This is a genomic window from Aquirhabdus sp. (genome assembly GCF_046462495.1).
Taxonomy (GTDB): domain Bacteria; phylum Pseudomonadota; class Gammaproteobacteria; order Pseudomonadales; family Moraxellaceae; genus Aquirhabdus.
This window is the reverse complement of the sequence record NZ_JBKGVE010000004.1, coordinates 559462-576398: the sequence shown is the minus strand read 5'-3', so window position 1 is coordinate 576398 and position 16937 is coordinate 559462. Positions and strand designations below refer to the sequence as shown.

At 48.4% G+C, this 16937-nt stretch carries 15 protein-coding genes; 4 read left to right on the top strand and 11 right to left on the bottom strand.

The window, feature by feature from the left end; genetic code table 11:
• Positions 1-47 precede the first annotated feature (47 nt).
• Both ACLHG7_RS06075 and ACLHG7_RS06070 read right to left on the bottom strand, forming a co-directional pair.
• Positions 48-1178, bottom strand: coding sequence for an alpha/beta fold hydrolase (locus ACLHG7_RS06075; RefSeq protein ID WP_410210140.1), 1131 nt, complete (start codon positions 1176-1178; stop codon positions 48-50).
• 13 nt (positions 1179-1191) lie between these two features.
• Positions 1192-1347 (bottom strand): hypothetical protein, encoded by a 156-nt coding sequence (locus ACLHG7_RS06070; protein WP_410210139.1) that lies wholly within the window; start codon positions 1345-1347, stop codon positions 1192-1194.
• Positions 1348-1416: 69 nt separating this feature from the next.
• Here ACLHG7_RS06070 and ACLHG7_RS06065 point away from each other — a divergent pair, with 69 nt between their 5' ends.
• The 4 genes from ACLHG7_RS06065 to ACLHG7_RS06050 all read left to right on the top strand — a co-directional run bounded on the left by ACLHG7_RS06065 (position 1417) and on the right by ACLHG7_RS06050 (position 5043).
• Positions 1417-2028, top strand: coding sequence for a TetR/AcrR family transcriptional regulator (locus ACLHG7_RS06065; protein ID WP_410210138.1), 612 nt, complete (start codon positions 1417-1419; stop codon positions 2026-2028).
• A gap of 359 nt (positions 2029-2387) precedes the next feature.
• Positions 2388-3371 (top strand): DUF1852 domain-containing protein, encoded by a 984-nt coding sequence (locus ACLHG7_RS06060; protein ID WP_410210137.1) that lies wholly within the window; start codon positions 2388-2390, stop codon positions 3369-3371.
• 35 nt (positions 3372-3406) lie between these two features.
• Positions 3407-4441: a methionine synthase gene (locus ACLHG7_RS06055; RefSeq protein ID WP_410210136.1), complete on the top strand. Its 1035-nt coding sequence runs from the start codon at positions 3407-3409 to the stop codon at positions 4439-4441.
• Between the two features lie 110 nt (positions 4442-4551).
• Complete coding sequence (locus ACLHG7_RS06050; RefSeq protein WP_410210394.1) at positions 4552-5043, top strand: flavin reductase; 492 nt, start codon at positions 4552-4554, stop codon at positions 5041-5043.
• A 110-nt stretch (positions 5044-5153) separates the two neighbouring features.
• On the opposite strand, the gene ACLHG7_RS06045 is transcribed toward ACLHG7_RS06050, so the two are convergent.
• The 9 genes from ACLHG7_RS06045 to ACLHG7_RS06005 form a co-directional block, all read right to left on the bottom strand.
• Positions 5154-6272 carry a cytochrome D1 domain-containing protein gene (locus ACLHG7_RS06045; RefSeq protein WP_410210135.1) on the bottom strand — a complete coding sequence of 373 codons (1119 nt, stop codon included), beginning with the start codon at positions 6270-6272 and terminating at the stop codon, positions 5154-5156.
• A 110-nt stretch (positions 6273-6382) separates the two neighbouring features.
• Positions 6383-7474, bottom strand: coding sequence for a hypothetical protein (locus ACLHG7_RS06040; RefSeq protein WP_410210134.1), 1092 nt, complete (start codon positions 7472-7474; stop codon positions 6383-6385).
• A 54-nt stretch (positions 7475-7528) separates the two neighbouring features.
• Positions 7529-8623, bottom strand: coding sequence for a YncE family protein (locus ACLHG7_RS06035; protein WP_410210133.1), 1095 nt, complete (start codon positions 8621-8623; stop codon positions 7529-7531).
• A 91-nt stretch (positions 8624-8714) separates the two neighbouring features.
• On the bottom strand, positions 8715-9818 hold the full coding sequence (locus ACLHG7_RS06030) for a YncE family protein (RefSeq protein WP_410210132.1): 1104 nt from the start codon (positions 9816-9818) through the stop codon (positions 8715-8717).
• Positions 9819-9952: 134 nt separating this feature from the next.
• Positions 9953-10171, bottom strand: a complete 219-nt coding sequence (gene tatA / locus ACLHG7_RS06025) for a twin-arginine translocase TatA/TatE family subunit (RefSeq protein WP_410210131.1) — start codon at positions 10169-10171, stop codon at positions 9953-9955.
• Positions 10172-10217: 46 nt separating this feature from the next.
• Positions 10218-12314 carry a lipoxygenase family protein gene (locus ACLHG7_RS06020; RefSeq protein ID WP_410210130.1) on the bottom strand — a complete coding sequence of 699 codons (2097 nt, stop codon included), beginning with the start codon at positions 12312-12314 and terminating at the stop codon, positions 10218-10220.
• 818 nt (positions 12315-13132) lie between these two features.
• Positions 13133-14542: a flavin-containing monooxygenase gene (locus ACLHG7_RS06015; protein WP_410210129.1), complete on the bottom strand. Its 1410-nt coding sequence runs from the start codon at positions 14540-14542 to the stop codon at positions 13133-13135.
• A 179-nt stretch (positions 14543-14721) separates the two neighbouring features.
• Positions 14722-15564: an SDR family oxidoreductase gene (locus tag ACLHG7_RS06010; protein WP_410210128.1), complete on the bottom strand. Its 843-nt coding sequence runs from the start codon at positions 15562-15564 to the stop codon at positions 14722-14724.
• A 113-nt stretch (positions 15565-15677) separates the two neighbouring features.
• Positions 15678-16922, bottom strand: a complete 1245-nt coding sequence (locus tag ACLHG7_RS06005; protein ID WP_410210127.1) for an oxygenase MpaB family protein — start codon at positions 16920-16922, stop codon at positions 15678-15680.
• Positions 16923-16937: the final 15 nt, after the last annotated feature.

The following is a 16937-nucleotide window of genomic DNA, read 5'->3' as shown; positions in this document are numbered from 1 at the left end:
CACAGTGGACGACAGACGCAAGTTGTTTAATTAATGTGAGTGATCTGTCAATCTGCCTGCACGATCTCATGTGCTGGCAAGATGGTCTTCGTCAGCTCAAACAGCAGCCGGGTAGACATTGTTTCACCGTATAGACGCAGGCGGAGCCAGGCAATCATGGCAGGTAAAATACGCGCGACCCCCTCAGCCGCACAGTGGGTCATACCACGCATGAGCCAAACCTGATTCCCGGGATAGCGAGCGAACATCCGACTATCATGTTGAGGAATATATTGATCGTTTTCACCATTCACCACCAGCATAGGCGAACACTTGTCTCCCTCCAGCAGACCTTGCCGACGCAGTGAAAAAGGCTCCATGATGGCATCGATCTCGACATCATCAGGCATGGCAGCAAGACCGTAGGCATTGGAAACAATACCGGGCATGCCGTTAGGAAGGGATCTCAGGAATTTTCCACCTGTTTCAAACACGGTCACGGGACCTCCGAAATTAACAACCGCATCCACTGCGTCCATCAGTGCGAGCTTGGCAGCCCAGTGCCCCCCAAAACTGACCCCCATCACGCCGACAGGACCGGTTGGTGCCAGAATCCTGAGCAGCTCCAGATACAACTGTTCGGCATCAGGCTTCAAGAGCATGGCCGCTCGGCTCTCGCATGTGCCGGGCATATCGACAGCCGCCACACGAAAACGACCCACGCGAGCCAGCAAAAGCGCCATGCGGTGAAGTTCCGATTTGCCGGAATCCACTCCCCCGCTCAACAATACAAGAGGCTGCTTGCCAGAATCATCCGGCGCATAGATATGCACGGGAACACTCTGTCCTCCCGCACAGGCCAATGCGATGTGGCGACGCTCGAAATGGCCGGGAATACGATCTGCGGCACGTTCGAAACAGGCCGCCTGACGTTTCAGCGCCAGCTCACGCAGTGGAGTGACCGCCGTTGGAAAACGTGCAGCACCATAGATCATGGATGCCTGCATAAACAGCCCTTTCCGCTCGGCGGCCTCAGCCTCCTGCATCCACTCGTAGGCCCAGCCGCCCGGCCCCTCACGCCAGTTGTCATTCACGCGCGCCTGTACACGGCGGATCGTGCTACTGGGCATGCCCCACTTGGCAAACTGGCGGCTGCGCTCTTCAAAAAGATCACGTGTATCTACGGGAAATGTGAACATGGCGTATCTCCTGTTATAGTACTGATTGAATAAGGGATTGCATGGCACAGAGACTGCCTTGTATCGACTGCCGAGCACTGGCTTTCGTTGCAGCAATGTGACCATGTCGAGTTGGGCGGCAATATCCGAGTCTTTGGCAATCATCTAGCCAGATGTCGTCATAACGCATGGCTATTGCCTTGCATCACACCACTAATGCAACTATAGTTGCATTATCAATTAATCCGGAAATTTTCTGATGAACGGCAAGACTGATGATCAAGTTCAAGCACCCAGTAAACAACGCCGTACTGGCGGTCGTTCGACAGAGACGGTCATCGCCGTCCATGCCGCCACAATCGCCTTGCTGCAGGAAGTGGGCTATGAACACATGGAAATTCCGGAGATCGCCGAGCGTGCGGGAGTCAACAAGACCACGATCTATCGGCGCTGGCCGAGTAAAGTTGAACTGGTCATGGATATGGCTCTGGCACGAATGAAGAGTGACGTTCCCTTGCCCGACACGGGCAGCTTGCATGGGGATCTGACGGCGCTGCTCCGTTCCATCGCTAGCACTCTGGCTACCCCCCTCGCCTCCGGTCTCTTGCGAGCCATCATCTCCCGCGAACAAGAAGTCAGCACGGCAGAAGCGCGCATGCGTTTCTGGGATGAACGCTATCGAATCAGTGCCGAGCTGCTCAGCAAAGCCATCACACGCGGTGAACTGCCACCAGCGACCAACACCCGATTAATGATGAAAATGGCCGTGGCGCCGCTGTTTTTTGGGGTATTGATCAGTCGAACCGTGCCTGAGGATGCTGAGATACAGGCCATTGCCGAGCGGGTGATCGCTGGATTCCGTAACGTGTAAAAGCTGCGACGATGATGCGTGTCAGGCATCTGCCAGATCGCCATTTCAAGATGGCGTAGCAAACTTTCTTTCCTTCCTCCTTCCTTTCCTTCTGAATGAGACAGCACACTCTATGATGAATTCTATTCATCATTTTCTGAAATAATATCATTTTATTCATGAGGTGATTCAAGTATAGAATTCACCATGCTCTTCACTCTAGACAACATCATCGTTGATTCTGAACTGTACCGTTAGGCACATCAGAAAAGACTGGGAATGCTATTGGCTGGAAAGATCAGTAAAGAAAATTGAAAAGTCCAGAAAAGAGCATGAAATAGATTCAGGTTTTATCTCAGAAATTAGGGTATCAGATCATCATGAATAACGAATTCACATTTACGATTAAGAGCATTAGTTTCGATGAAAACTATCATCCCTCAGACAATACGCGGATTACAACCAACTTCGCGAATTTGGCTAGAGGAAAGAGTCGCCAAGAGAACTTGCGCAACACTTTAAAGATGATTGACAATCGTTTCAATGCCTTAGCGCATTGGGATAACCCCAAAGGCGACCGTTATACAGTCGAACTTGAAATCATTTCCGTTGAGATGAATATTGATGCCAAAAGCAGTGGCAACGCCATCCCCTTGATTGAAATATTGAAAACGAAAATTGTTGATCGAAAAACCAATGAACGCATTGATGGTATTGTCGGCAATAACTTTTCCTCCTACGTGCGAGATTATGATTTTAGTGTGTTACTGCTAGAACATACTCAGAATCAGCCCGAATTTAGCACGCCAGATAATTTTGGTGATCTGCATGGAAAGCTCTTTAAGTACTTTGTTAATTCAAACGCTTACAAAGATCACTTTAAAAAACCGCCTGTTATATGCCTCAGTGTTTCGAGTAGTAAGATCTATCATCGCACTGAGAATCAGCATCCGGTATTGGGTGTTGAATACCAGCAAGATGAATATTCTTTAACGGATGAATATTTCAAAAAAATGGGCTTAAAGGTTCGCTATTTCATGCCTGCGAATAGTGTTGCGCCTTTGGCTTTTTATTTTATCGGCGATTTGCTGGGTGATTACACCAATCTTGAGCTGATCAGTACCATCAGCACGATGGATACCTTCCAAAAGATTTACCGACCTGAGATTTATAATGCCAATTCTGCAGCAGGAAAATCCTATCAACCCAGCTTGAAGCATCAGGATTATTCATTAACGCGCATTGTTTATGATCGAGAAGAACGTAGCCAGTTGGCTATTGAGCAGGGCAAGTTTGTTGAAGAGCAATTTATCAAACCCTACCAAGCCATTCTTGAGCAGTGGTCTGCTCATTACACGCTTTGACTCATCAAAAACACACGGTCATCAGGTCATCTATTATGAAAAAATTGTTACCCACTTCTACTGCTGGCAGCTTACCTAAACCCGCTTGGCTTGCACAACCTGAGACACTTTGGTCACCTTGGAAATTACAAGATGACGAACTCATTGAGGGCAAACACGATGCTTTACGTTTGTCATTGCAAGAGCAACTCCACGCAGGGATTGATATTGTCAGTGATGGCGAGCAAACCCGCCAACATTTTGTCACCACGTTTATTGAGCATCTCGATGGCGTTGATTTTGAGAAACGTGAGACCGTTAGAATTCGTGATCGCTATGATGCGAGCGTACCGACCGTCGTTGGCGCGGTGACGCGCCAAAAGCCCGTTTTTGTTGAGGACGCCAAATTTTTACGTCAGCAAACCAATCAACCGATTAAATGGGCTCTGCCGGGTCCCATGACGATGATTGATACGCTTTATGATAATCACTATAAAAGTCGCGAAAAGCTCGCTTGGGAATTCGCCAAGATTCTCAACCAAGAAGCCAGAGAATTAGAGGCTGCGGGTGTTGATATTATTCAATTTGATGAGCCTGCATTTAATGTTTTCTTTGATGAGGTGAATGATTGGGGGGTCGCCACTTTAGAAAGGGCCATTGAAGGTCTTAAATGTGAAACTGCTGTGCATATTTGCTATGGCTACGGCATCAAAGCCAATACAGATTGGAAAAAGACGCTGGGATCAGAGTGGCGGCAATATGAAGAAGCCTTCCCCAAGCTGCAAAAATCCAGTATCGATATCATCTCGCTGGAATGTCACAACTCTCATGTTCCCATGGATCTCATTGAACTCATTCGCGGTAAAAAAGTCATGGTCGGGGCCATTGATGTGGCAAACCATGCGATTGAAACCCCTGAAGAAGTCGCCAATACCCTACGAAAAGCGCTTCAGTTTGTCGATGCCGACAAGCTCTATCCTTGTACCAACTGCGGCATGGCCCCGTTGCCTCGCCGGGTAGCAAGAGGCAAGCTCAATGCGCTAAGTGCAGGTGCAGAAATTGTTCGAAAAGAGCTCTCGAACTCGTACTAACCGATATCGTACTGTGCAACGGGTTACCCGTTTGATTGGATATTCATGATCAAACCGATAACCCTCAAGGTAATGAAGATGAAGCATCGGATCAACTGAGAAACAACGTGATGATTGAAGTAGCAGACTTTAAAAATGCAATGTCTTTGTTAACAGGTGCGGTCAATGTCATTACCACGGCTGGGGTTTCTGGTCGCTATGGATTCACTGCATCTGCCGTGTGTAGTGTCACGGATACACCGCCGACATTATTGGTCTGTATGAATAAAGCGTCCAGGTCACACATCCATTTTATAGAAAATAAAATTTTAACCGTGAATGTTTTAGGCGCACATCATCAGCATATTTCCAATGTATTTTCGTCCAAAATGAGTTCAGAAGAGCGGTTTGAACATGGCATTTGGACAGCATTACAAACTGGCGCCCCCGTTTTAGATGACTCTTTGGTTAGTTTTGATTGCCAGATTGAGCAAATTCAAGAAGTCGGAACGCATGCTATTTTTATTTGCCGTATTGTAGCGATTCAACAAAATCAACATGATCAAGGTTTAGTTTATTTTAATCGTGCTTATCATCCTGTGGGGCAGGCGAAAATCGCCTAAACCATTTTTTATTTAACATAAGGAATTTAGAAATAAACGCCTTATGTTAAAACATCCCGAGTTTATCTCGGGATGTTTTTTTTAGGTACACACACTCAGACTCGACTGACTTAGAAATACACCCCAACCACCGGCCCATTACCCGTGACAGTCACACCTTTTGGCGTACCGCTCGCCACATCATAAGTGGTGATATTGCCGGGGATTCCCGGTGGCAGGAAGTAAAAGAAGTCAAACAGGATCGGACGTGCCAGTGGCGGCAGGTTGGTCAGCGGCCCCAGATTACTCAGATAGGCTTCAGTACCAGCGGCATTGAAACTGACATAGATCGGTGTGTACTTTGTCGGGATGACTTTTTCAATCGTATCGGTGCCAGTATCGATGATCGTCATGTTGTATGTCCCGATATTACAGATATACAGTTTTTTGCCATCGGGCGTCAGCGTCCCAGATAAAGGCAACGCGGTTAAAGGTTGAAAAATTGATTTGGTCACCTTCCACGCTTGGGTATCGATGGTCACGATGTTACTGCTCAGCGCATTGATGGCATACATTTTCTTGCCATCGGCAGTGAGCGTTGCCCAGCCGGGTGCCAGCCCCTGTACACTCAGCATGGGTTTGGTGAGTGCACCATTATCCGCACTGTAGGCAGCAACAGTATTGGGATAAAAGACATATAAGGTCTTATCATCCGGACTCAATTGAATCCCGGCAGGCAGCAGCGATACCCCAAACGTTTTTACAATCCGATCCGTTTGTGTATCGATGACATGTACGACCGAAAAATCTGTCGGCACATACAGATAGCGGCCATCGCGGGTCAGCTCCATCGAGGCATACGGCGCACCATTGGTATAAATAGTCTTGATCACCGTATTGGTCTTGGTATCAATGACACTGATCTGATTGCCGAGTGGACCGAAATTATCGACATAGATTTTTGAGCGGTCAGGCAGTGCTCTCACCACGATCGGATGCATGCCGACTGTAATTTTCTTCAGTACTGTATGCTCTGCCGTATTGATCACATAGACTTGATTCTCATCGGTGATCGGAACGTAGCTGATACCTTCTAAAATTGCATGCGCTGGGAGTGAAATAAGCATCGACAACAGGACGATCAGTCCACTCAAAAAATAGGTTACTTTCTCGAAATGCTCCATAAGTCGTGGCTGGAAATGGGGGGCACCGTTGTATGTCACCACTTCGACTGGCTTGCGAAAAAACATATGTATCCTCTTTGTTGTAGGTGAATTAAAACGATATAAATCGATGATGTTAAAAAAGAGTGGCATCTCTAACTAATGAGATACCATTGGCGAGGGTGAGGTTGAGATTCTTAAAAATAGACGCCGAGCACGATCCCCGTTTCGGTGAATACCGGCTGTCCAATCGCTTTACCTGTTGCGGCATCCAAGGTCACAATGTCACTGGGTAAACCCGGGGTATAGGCAAAAAATGCAAGACCTGTGAAGGCCCCAATGCCATAGGTCAAGGTCGCGAGTCCCAGATCACTGAGATAAGCCCGACTACTGTCTGGGCTAAAACCGACCACGATGGGAATCGTCAGTCGCGGAATCGTCTTAGTAATGGATTCAGTTTGGGTATTGATGATGGTGATATTACGTGTCCCAACATTGCAGACATACAACGCTTTGCCATCTGGCGTCAGAGTGACTGAAATCGGCTCTGCCTTTAAACCGACATGGATGGAGTTCACGATCGTCCAATTCACCGTGTCGAGCACCGCGATATTATCCGTGAGAAAATTAGCGATATAGAGCTTTTTGCCATCCAAAGAAGGCGTGGCCCAGCCGGGCCCACGCCCTGCAACATTGATCGGTGCATGAACAACCGCACCACTCAAAGCATCAAAAGCCCCGACGGTATCATCATTAAACGTGACATACAGCGTCATCCCATCGCTACTCACCTCCACACCCAGCGGCAAAGCTGGCAGGGGCAAACTACGGATGATGGTATCGCTTTGCGTGTCGATCACATCCATCACGGAATTGGTGGTCGGCACATAGAGAAAGTGACCATCAGGAGATAGCTGCATCGCGGCAAAAGGCAGACCATGCGTGGTGATTTTCTTAACCACAGTATTGCTTGTCGTATTAATGACAGCGATTTGACTGGAAAGCGGGCCAAAGTTATCAACATAAATTTTTGAGCGGTCAGACAGTGCACGCAGCACTGTCGGATGCTCCCCGACTCCAGTAATTTTCTTCAATACTTTCTGTTGAACCAAGTCAATGACATCAACTGAACCCGTCGATGAGACAGGAACATAGCCGAGATGATTCAGTGCAGTTCCTGCATAAGCCGGAATGCTGGCGCCCATAAATGAGCCGATAAGCACAAATGCCCATGTCAGCAGACGTGACACAGAATGTGGATGCATGAGATGGATCGTACGATTTTTCATGGGGATACTCCTGAGAAGCCGCTCTTTGCAGAGAGGAGAGCCAACTATCATTTATTAAAAATAGAGCCCGACCACAGGACCCGTATTGGTGATGATTGGCTTGCCAATGACCTTACTGGTTGCGGTGTCGTAAGTGACGATGTCACTGGAGAGTCCGGGGAGAAATGCAAAGAAAGCGATGGTAATCAAGGGAACGGAGAGCACAGGGACGTAACCAATGGAAGCCTGTCCAAGGTCGCTCAGATAAGCCCGGCTGCCATCCGGGTTAAAACCCACAACCACAGGAACGGTGCCTGTAGCAATCACCTTGCTGACCTTTTCAGTTGCCGTGTCGATGATGGTGATATTGTGCGTACCAATGTTGCAGACATATAGCGCACGACTATTGGGTGTTAGCGAAACAGAGATCGGCCCACCACCGATACCGACGGAAATCGTATTGGTAATTTTCCAACTCACGGTATCCAGTACCGCAATATTGTCACTAAGCGCATTGGCCAGATAGAGTTTACGGCCATCCGCAGACAATGCCCCCCAACCTGGATCAATCCCACCACTGGATATTTTGGGGTGGATGACTGCACCATTGAGTGCGTCAAAAGCACCTACCGTGCTGTCAATGAATGTCACATATAAGGCGGCGCCATCAGCACTCACCTCAACCCCCAAAGGCAGCGCCGGTAAGGAAAAAGTACGAATAATCTGATCAGTTTTTGTATCGATCACATGCATGACCGAAAAATCAGTTGGGACATACAGATAGCGCCCATCAGGTGAGAGCTGCATCGACGCAAATGGCGCACCATTGGTAGAAATTTTCTTGGTCACGGTATTAGTCGCGGTATCAATGACCGCAATTTGACTGGAAAGTGGACCAAAATTATCGACATAGATTTTTGAGTGATCAGGGAGCGCTCGCAAAACCGTGGGGTGATCCCCGACATTGGTAATTTGTTGGAGTACTTTCTGCTGCTGCATATCCACCACATAAACCGAACCTGTGGAAGAGACAGGGATATAACCGATATTCTGTAGCGTGGGTGTGGCTTGGACGGAGGTAAAGGCTGCAAAAAAAAGTCCGCCAAGAACAAGAGCCCAATTGGTGATTGTCGATATCTTACGCGGTGAGGGGATCATGCGACGCTTCATGATAGCGATATCCTGTTTAAGTTTTTGATGAGGAATTTTTTCTGATTCAGGCGCCATGCTGATGTCGGATAGCGCCTGATTCATCGCAACATCAGGGTTTCAAAGGGGGTACCCAAGCCGAAACACCTGGACCCGCCAAGGTCGGAATCGTACCCAGCACGTTATCGGTTTTAGGATCAAACACGATGAGCTCCCCCGGTCCAAGGATGCCGAGCGTAATCAAATTCAAGAATAAGAAGACCTCACCTGCGGGCGTCACATAAGGTTTGGTGGTCACGCCAGAATCACTGATATAACCGCGACTGCCATCCTCACTAAAGGTGAGCCCGATGACAGAACCCTTGGTGGGAATGCTGCCGATCACGCGGTCACGTGCGGTATCGAGGATGATCACCCGATTTGCCGTGGCACCAAACAGCGTGACATACAGCTTGCTACCATCCGGTGAGAGCGTAGAGGTGAATGCCCCCGGGTTGGTGGGGTAATAGTTAGAATCCAGACTCGTGTTGATGGTTTTCACCAACTTCCAGCTCGCCACATCGATCACCCCTATGGTATTGATCGTGTCGGTATAGAGCTTGGTGCCATCCTTACTAAAGGTGTACCAGAACGTGGCGACACCTCCACTCCAGATCGGAGGGCGAATCACCGCACCAGTTTTGGGGTTATAGACGCCAAGTAGGCCCGAAGCAAAGCCGACATAGAGATTGCCATCGGGACCACTCATGGACGCAACGGGAATTTCTGGGAAAAAATGCAAGGTACGGACGACCTTGTCTGTCGCGGTACTGATCACCTCAACCGTCGAATTGACTTCTGGCAGATAGATCTCACTGCCATCCTGCGAGGTAAAGATACCCAGCGGCACACTGGCCACGATGAGCGTTTTGACTTTATCCGCTTTGCGATCGATGACCGTGACCGTCGCAGGCAGGGCGCCGAAATTATCGACATACAATTTGCTGCCATCCAAAGTCGCCGCCATAACCGCAGGATGCGCACCGATCGGACCCACAGGGATGCGCTTGGTCACGGTTGCTGTTGCCGTATCGATCACGGCTACGGTGTTGCCATCGACTTCGGGGAGATACAAAGATCCCGCCTGCCCAGCCATCGGCGTGGCATAAGCATTACTCATCAGCAGCACAGCAACCATGCTGGTGCAAAGAGCCTGACACAAATGGAAAAATTTCATGCATGCGTTTCCTTTTAATAAGTTTTAAAAACAGATGAAACGTTAAAAAGATATCCACCGCTATCGATCTTTTAACGTTCATCCTGCCGCATTGTTTGACCTCAACTCAACATCGAGGTCTCACTGTTTACAGCCTATGTACGCGATTTGACCGATGATGACTCATGGCTTTGAGTCGGTTGATCCTTTCCCTCATTGAGTGCGAGTGGATCATCGGACTCATGAATGGTGTCTTTAAATCCTTTAATGGCACCGCCGAGATCCTGTCCGATGTTTCGAAGTTTGGCTGTGCCAAAGATCAGAATGATGACAAGTAGAATCAACGCCAAATGGGAAACAGATAAGCCGAGCATAACTAAACCCTCCTAAGCAGTACTTGAAGTCGTGTAATGCCGCCGTTTAGATGTTGGTACTTTGTGGGATATGGCTCGGCAGTAAGAAGGGATAAGGGCGCGCGCGGCTTAGATTACGGCTGACGATCGTCGCTTCGATCTGCTGCAAGGTACTTTGAAAACGGGTCAACGGTGCACTGACTCGGGTATCGGTGAATACCGGCTGATAGGGAAAGGTTGTCCGGTTATACTGCCCCAATTGACCGTGGTAGACCCCACCCAGAATATTATAAATAACCAGTTTTTCTTCAGCGGCGAGCATCGATGGCATCATAGCAAGCCACGCTTGTTCATTGGCTACACTGCTATTTGCAGGGACTGACGCTGAACTGTGTGCAGCAATTGCAGGCGCATAAGTCATAATCGAAGGCTGGGAAAAGTTAACCGCAGCATGCTGTGCAGAAGCGGTAAAAATCACCATCGTGATCACGTCCGTCAGTTGCTGACGACTGGTAATGGCTTTAAAGCCATTGAGCTTGCCACTGCTAATAATTTCATTGGTCCATGCCACAAGCTCACGATCATTAACCACATCAGCGTCTGATGTGTAGTAGATATTGATATAGTCCTGCGCCCACTGTGCAATGGCATTCCAAACCAGCAATGCATCATCACGATAAGGATAGTGAGGTAACGTATTCACATTATCGACTTTGCGATTGGCAAGATCGGTGGGCAACATGTGTGCGTAGAAATCAAATCCAAGACGATCCGCACCGGCTGACTTCTGCAAATCTGAAATCGGCGCAGCAAACAAGACATCGACAAAGCCACCCGGCTCCATCAGCACCAGTGCCGCAAGTGTATTGATAAACAACGACCCCTCAAGATGAGGCGTGAGTAAGACATTGAGTGGATGCGTGGGTGCTAAATGGCGCGGGGTTGCGATACAGAAAGCTTCACTGACCAGATGCGTCCGCGCCAAGTGAACATACATTTCATGATAATTTTCTTCAGCCACTTGCACAGCGGTTTTGGCCATCTGCCATGCCCAATAAGTTGGTGAACTGGTGTCATTGGCAGGAGTCGGTAAAAAAATTGGGTAAGCATGCGGATCCTGTCCACACTGGATTGCGACAGGCGTCAACGACGTGCTACCCACAGGAATGGCAAACAATGCGATGGGCGCAAAGGCATAGCCAGTACCAGATAGAATCTTATTGACCGCCCCTTGGGTTGCCATTGCACCAACATCCGCATAATCCAACAAATACAGGCGATTCGATGCTGCGGCGGCACTTAAACTATCATTGGCACCCATCACTTGAATGTACTGGGCATTGCTCAGCGGGAAGTTGCTGGGCAGTGCGCTAATGCCTTTGATCAGCACTGGGTTGGGTCCCGCCACACGCAGATTAGCGAAATAATCATCCTTCTGGAATTCACTTGCTGAAGGCGGTAGGGGCACTGTCGCGAATAATGCTTTGTACGCTGCGAGCCCATCGGCACCACTGATCGCATTGTTGTTAAACAACTCATTCACATGCGGGGTGATCTGAGTGACTAATACCCCCACCCGAGTAAATATCGACAGTAAGCTTTGCTGGATCTGTTGACTCGCCGCAAGTGCAGCAGGACTTAGCGCGGATTGATTCGCATTGGATTTGACGAAACTGTCATAACGACTTTTGGCACTACTGAAGTCAGCGATGATGCTATTGGCTTGTGCTTGCCATAGCGCCGAACCCGTTGCGGGAATCGATGCAAAAAAATTGACAATCAGCTCTACGATTTTTCCAGCTGTGGGAATCAACCATTCGATCACAGGCAGTTCATTAGCTGGCAGTGTCGCAAGCATCGGGATGCCCTCAACATTCGGGTAGTTTTCAGTCCACGTATACGACAACTGCTTTAAACCCAGTGCCGTGTTGCGTGCAACGCTCCCCACCAAATTATCATACTGAGGAAGAACAGGTACGGGTGGGGTCAGGAGTGATGCAGGTGTTGCTGCGGATGTTGCCAAAGGGATTGTCGAAGTAGCGGGCGTTAAATCGGTCAGCGTTGTTGCCGTGCTTGGTGCAGTGATCGCACTATCTGTAAATTTTGCCAGAGCCGCGCCACTCACCGCCACACCTGTAAACTTAAGCATATCTCTGCGTTTCATGATAATTTCCTTCCAAATTTAAAATTAAATCACTGAACAATTAAATAAATGCCAATTAAAACAAAATAAGCCAAACAAAAATAAGAAAAATAATAAACAACAAACCTTTTAGTTAAAATAAAATTAATAACCAAGCACTATTAAAGATATTTTTCGCACAACAATTTCCCACACAAAATGTGACTCAATTTGCACTCCATAGCCGAAAAGTGACGAAATTCACACACTGTGTAATCCGAAAGCTACGCCTTATGTAAGCTTTTGTCTATAGGTTTTTGCAGATGATGATTGGTTTTTATATGCAGAATAAATATGACTTGATCATATAACAATTGGATTTTTTATTAATAAATATTAATAAAATCAATAAAATAAAGTCAATTTAATTTTTAAAATGAATTTTGTTCGGATTTAATTCACAAATATTTAATAATTTATTTGGTTCTTTATGAAAAATGTTATTAAACCATTTGGACAAAATTTTCATAAAAAGTTAACTATTACGGTAAGAACTAATAGCTCTTAACAATTATTATAAAAATATCATTTTCATTTTTAGAAATAAAAACGATGATATTAAGTCATTTTTTCTTTAAAAAATTAAAATTCATAATATCGATTTTCTTGTTTTACGATCCCTGACCTCATCTCCTTGGATCTGCCAGGTAGAGCAATCCACACCTTGACCAACCTCATCCATCACGCTTCAAACGCACGGCAAGCAACATATACGCTTAAAATCACCGCAAAAGCCCTTTCCATGTGGCTTCTACGGCTTCACGCATCAGGGGCTCCTAAAAACCCCTGTTTTCCTCACCTCAAGCACTGAGCGACAACTTCGCCCTGACTTTCGCAGGTACTTTAGGTTGGTACTTCGAGGGAAACTTCTTGTAGTTTTTCTTCACGCCTTCAGGCGCATCACCAATATCAATGCCAACCTTCTTCAACTCGGCTTTGAGATCATTGCGATGTCCGTGATAGTCCACCTCAACCGCATGGCGCTGACCGCCTTCAAACTCAAAGTGCGGATGGTCGATCTCATGCTGAATCGCCGCATGCATATCATGAGGCCGCTGGTAGTTGCCCAGAATCTCCTGACACGCCAGCTTCGCCTGATAATCGGCCAAAGGCCAGATGCAACCTATCGGCTGAAACAGCCCGATGAAATACAGGTTGGAATAGTCGGCATGCATCATCTTGCGATACAGCGGCACCTTTTCCACATGTTTAAAATTAATCATCGACTCATCAAAGAACGGAAAGGTGGTCCAGAATCCAGTGCAGGCGCAGATGATATCAAAGCGCTCGCGCGTGCCATCGGTAAACTCCACTACCCCACCGTCCAGACTCTTGATTCCGGGTCTTGGTTTGATGCGGCCATGACGGATAAAGTCGAGCAGATCAGAATTTGCCGTCGGATGATTCTCCAGTGGCAGGCAGGTATTCTCAGGTAAACCATACTTCTTATACGACCCTTGCATCAGCGTCAGCACCGCTTTAAGCGAATGCTGGCGCACGCGCCTTGGCAGCCACTTACTACGTGCAGCAAACACATCGGTCGGTTGACCAAAGATAAACTTGGGCACAAACCACTGTGGACTGCGCATCGACAATTTAACCGTGCCTGCAATCCGCGCCGACTCCACCGCCACATCACACGCCGAGTTGCCACCACCGATCACCAACACATCTTTACCGCGCCACTCCTCAGTCACGCCTTTAAAGTCATGCGAGTGCATCAGCTTGCCCGTGAACTTGCCCTTAAACTCAGGATATTTCGGATCCCAGTGGTGACCATTGCTGACCATCAACGCGGTGAACGTCTCATGGTGCTTGTGGCCACTTGCATCCAAAAATTCAACCTGCCAATCGCCAGTCGGTAGCCGACTGACATGCTGCACGGTATGATGAAAGCGGATCTCATCATAAACGCCAAAGTGCTTGGCATAAGACTCAAAGTAGGCTTGCAGTTGCGAGTGTTTGGGATAGTCTGGGTAATCCTCCGGCATCGGATAATCCTCATACTCCGACCAGACTTTCGAGCTGATGATATGGGTATTTTCATAGACGCTGGAGTGACCGGTCTTGGAGTTAAACACCCAGTTGCCACCCACTTTGTCATTCTTCTCAAAGACGACGACATCCAGCCCCGCCTCCAAACAATTCTTCGCCGCAGTAATCCCGCTAGGACCTGCACCAATCACACACACCCGTTGATTCGCTTTCATTCCATGGATCCTCTTGCTTTCGTTATTGACGGTTTGTCATCGAAAAAATATTAATGCAAACCCTCGTCCTCGACTCAACATCACCACGCAAACCGCATGGCACTTGCACTTCAAAAACGTCACAACGTGGACTTCACGAGCCAGTACTGCATGTGCGCATTGGCGCATCACAGGTCTTTTTAATCTAAGAAAAAGTCTTTTTGCAGTCTGTCGAGATGATCCGGCGAGCAGGCATAGTGAGTCAGATCAGTGATGCCGATCCGTGCCAAAGACTCCTCATCGGTAAAGGCCTGACCCGTCACCGTCCCGCGCTCACTGGCCAGAATCGCATGGGCCGCATCCGCCATGATTTCAGGCTTACGGCTGACCAGTAGGGTGTTCTCCCCGCCCAAATTCACTGCCACTGCAGCAGTGGCAATATACGTTGCAGGCCACAGCGTATTGCACGAGATGCCATAGTCACGAAACTCTTCCGCCATGCCCAGCGTCAGAATCGTCATACCGTATTTCGACAGGGCATACGGCGAGAAAGGCTTCAGCCAATGCGGTGCCATATTCACGGGAGGTGACAGACTTAAGATATGCGCGTTGCTTGATTTCTTGAGGTACGGCAGCGCGGCTTGGGCGCAGATAAAGGTCGCGCGATGGTTGATGGTCTGGATCAGGTCGTATTTTTTTAGCGAGGTATGCTCAACACCCATCAGGTTAATCGCACCTGCGTTATTAACCAGAATATCAATCCCGCCAAAGTGCGCAGCCGCCTGTGCCATTGCCGCAATCACTTGATCGGCATCACGGACATCAACGATAAGCGGCAGCGCTTTGCCGCCTGCCGCAACAACTTCCTCCGCCACGCTATACACGCTGCCGACCAGCTTGTCACTCTCCACCGCAGTCTTAGCTGCGATCACCACATTGGCACCATCGGCTGCCGCACGCAGTGCAATCGCACGTCCAATCCCGCGACTGCCTCCGGTAATAAACAGGGTCTTTCCGCACAGGTTTTCTAGTTGGGTCGTCATCTTTGCATATTCCTTATAGAGTCCATTTGACTCCTTCGAGTCTTTCATATCGCAGCGCTGATCCACAATGACATCACTCTGACCGCGTAAGTCACTATTTGAGCACTTCGCTCCTAGACATGGGCCGGATGATGCTTGTCAGGTTGAATCGTCCCCTGACCATGCTCACCAAACAGCGCCAGCATATTGAGCTGTGCTTGCCGCCCACGACGCTGCAAGCGTGGTCGCAGAATCGGGATAGCCCGCTGTGCGGTATAGCGCAGCACATTGGTCGGTGCGGTAATCAGCGGAAACCATGGCAGTGTTTTGGTCGGTAATCCGAGTTGACCCATCTTTTCTCGATTGAGAAAAAAACGATTGATACTAAGATGCTTATGGTAAGCATATAAACGCTGCACCGACTCAAAGTGTTTAAAGTGACGGCTAAGCGGTTCTAAAGACAGAGCCTGCCCCATTTCTTTGCTGGTCCAATCTGGAGGCGACTGAGTCTTGGTGGTGTGATAGAGCAACACCGCACCTGCACGCTCACTGTCCACCAGCCACTGATCATCCACCCCCATGAGCCAACCAACATAGCGCCACAGATGCATTACCGCCTTCGACTCATGCGCGGTCGCAAAGATGCCAAAGGCACGCAGACCCGTGAGGAACACCACACAGAACGCCAGATTAGTCGCCGCCATATCCACCTGACAAAGCGGTGCCCCCCACTCATCGGGATCCCACTTGTCGCCCCGTGTCAGATTGCGACGCACCAGCGCATGGATAAAACGCACATGCACTGTCGATTTAAAGCCAGGGCCAAAGCGGCTCATGCCTTGCGCTTCTGTACAATCGATCCACCATTTATAAGTCTCACCCACCCGTTTGGGTGCGCCTTTATTCAGTGCACCCGTCAGCACCAATGCCTGATTAAAACCTGACAATAAATAACCGCCCATCAGTGCTCCATCGCGCAGCACATAATTGGCATAGGTGCCCGTGCCATGAATAAAGGTGATCGCATCATCAATCAGCCCAGCATCAACCCATGCAGGCGTCTGCTCCAAATGATGAAACAGCTTACTAAGCGATTCTGGACAATCCTTGACCGTATGTAGACCATGGTGCAATGCTTGATCAAACTTCTGTTTGCCATTTTTAGGATTGGTGTTAAACATCCATTCCACGAACTCATCCATAACCGTATCACCGGTCATGAGTCCCGAAATCAGCGCGCGATATTCCCGCTGATTCGGCGCAAGACGTCGGCCGAGCAAAGGCTGGAACAGTTTCAAACTGAACGGTGTTTGTTGAGATTGAGAAAAAGACTCCGCACGATGCGGACGTGCACCACTGATGTCGATAGAAGCAGTCATGCGATTCATCCAGTA

Bases quoted from the DNA above. Each gene is read 5' to 3' on its own strand.
- ACLHG7_RS06075 (WP_410210140.1), bottom strand. From the start codon at position 1,178: ATGTTCACATTTCCCGTAGATACACGTGATCTTTTTGAAGAGCGCAGC.
- ACLHG7_RS06070 (WP_410210139.1), bottom strand. From the start codon at position 1,347: ATGCGTTATGACGACATCTGGCTAGATGATTGCCAAAGACTCGGATAT.
- ACLHG7_RS06065 (WP_410210138.1), top strand. From the start codon at position 1,417: ATGAACGGCAAGACTGATGATCAAGTTCAAGCACCCAGTAAACAACGC.
- ACLHG7_RS06060 (WP_410210137.1), top strand. From the start codon at position 2,388: ATGAATAACGAATTCACATTTACGATTAAGAGCATTAGTTTCGATGAA.
- ACLHG7_RS06055 (WP_410210136.1), top strand. From the start codon at position 3,407: ATGAAAAAATTGTTACCCACTTCTACTGCTGGCAGCTTACCTAAACCC.
- ACLHG7_RS06050 (WP_410210394.1), top strand. From the start codon at position 4,552: ATGATTGAAGTAGCAGACTTTAAAAATGCAATGTCTTTGTTAACAGGT.
- ACLHG7_RS06045 (WP_410210135.1), bottom strand. From the start codon at position 6,272: ATGTTTTTTCGCAAGCCAGTCGAAGTGGTGACATACAACGGTGCCCCC.
- ACLHG7_RS06040 (WP_410210134.1), bottom strand. From the start codon at position 7,474: ATGAAAAATCGTACGATCCATCTCATGCATCCACATTCTGTGTCACGT.
- ACLHG7_RS06035 (WP_410210133.1), bottom strand. From the start codon at position 8,623: ATGAAGCGTCGCATGATCCCCTCACCGCGTAAGATATCGACAATCACC.
- ACLHG7_RS06030 (WP_410210132.1), bottom strand. From the start codon at position 9,818: ATGAAATTTTTCCATTTGTGTCAGGCTCTTTGCACCAGCATGGTTGCT.
- tatA (WP_410210131.1), bottom strand. From the start codon at position 10,171: ATGCTCGGCTTATCTGTTTCCCATTTGGCGTTGATTCTACTTGTCATC.
- ACLHG7_RS06020 (WP_410210130.1), bottom strand. From the start codon at position 12,314: ATGAAACGCAGAGATATGCTTAAGTTTACAGGTGTGGCGGTGAGTGGC.
- ACLHG7_RS06015 (WP_410210129.1), bottom strand. From the start codon at position 14,542: ATGAAAGCGAATCAACGGGTGTGTGTGATTGGTGCAGGTCCTAGCGGG.
- ACLHG7_RS06010 (WP_410210128.1), bottom strand. From the start codon at position 15,564: ATGACGACCCAACTAGAAAACCTGTGCGGAAAGACCCTGTTTATTACC.
- ACLHG7_RS06005 (WP_410210127.1), bottom strand. From the start codon at position 16,922: ATGACTGCTTCTATCGACATCAGTGGTGCACGTCCGCATCGTGCGGAG.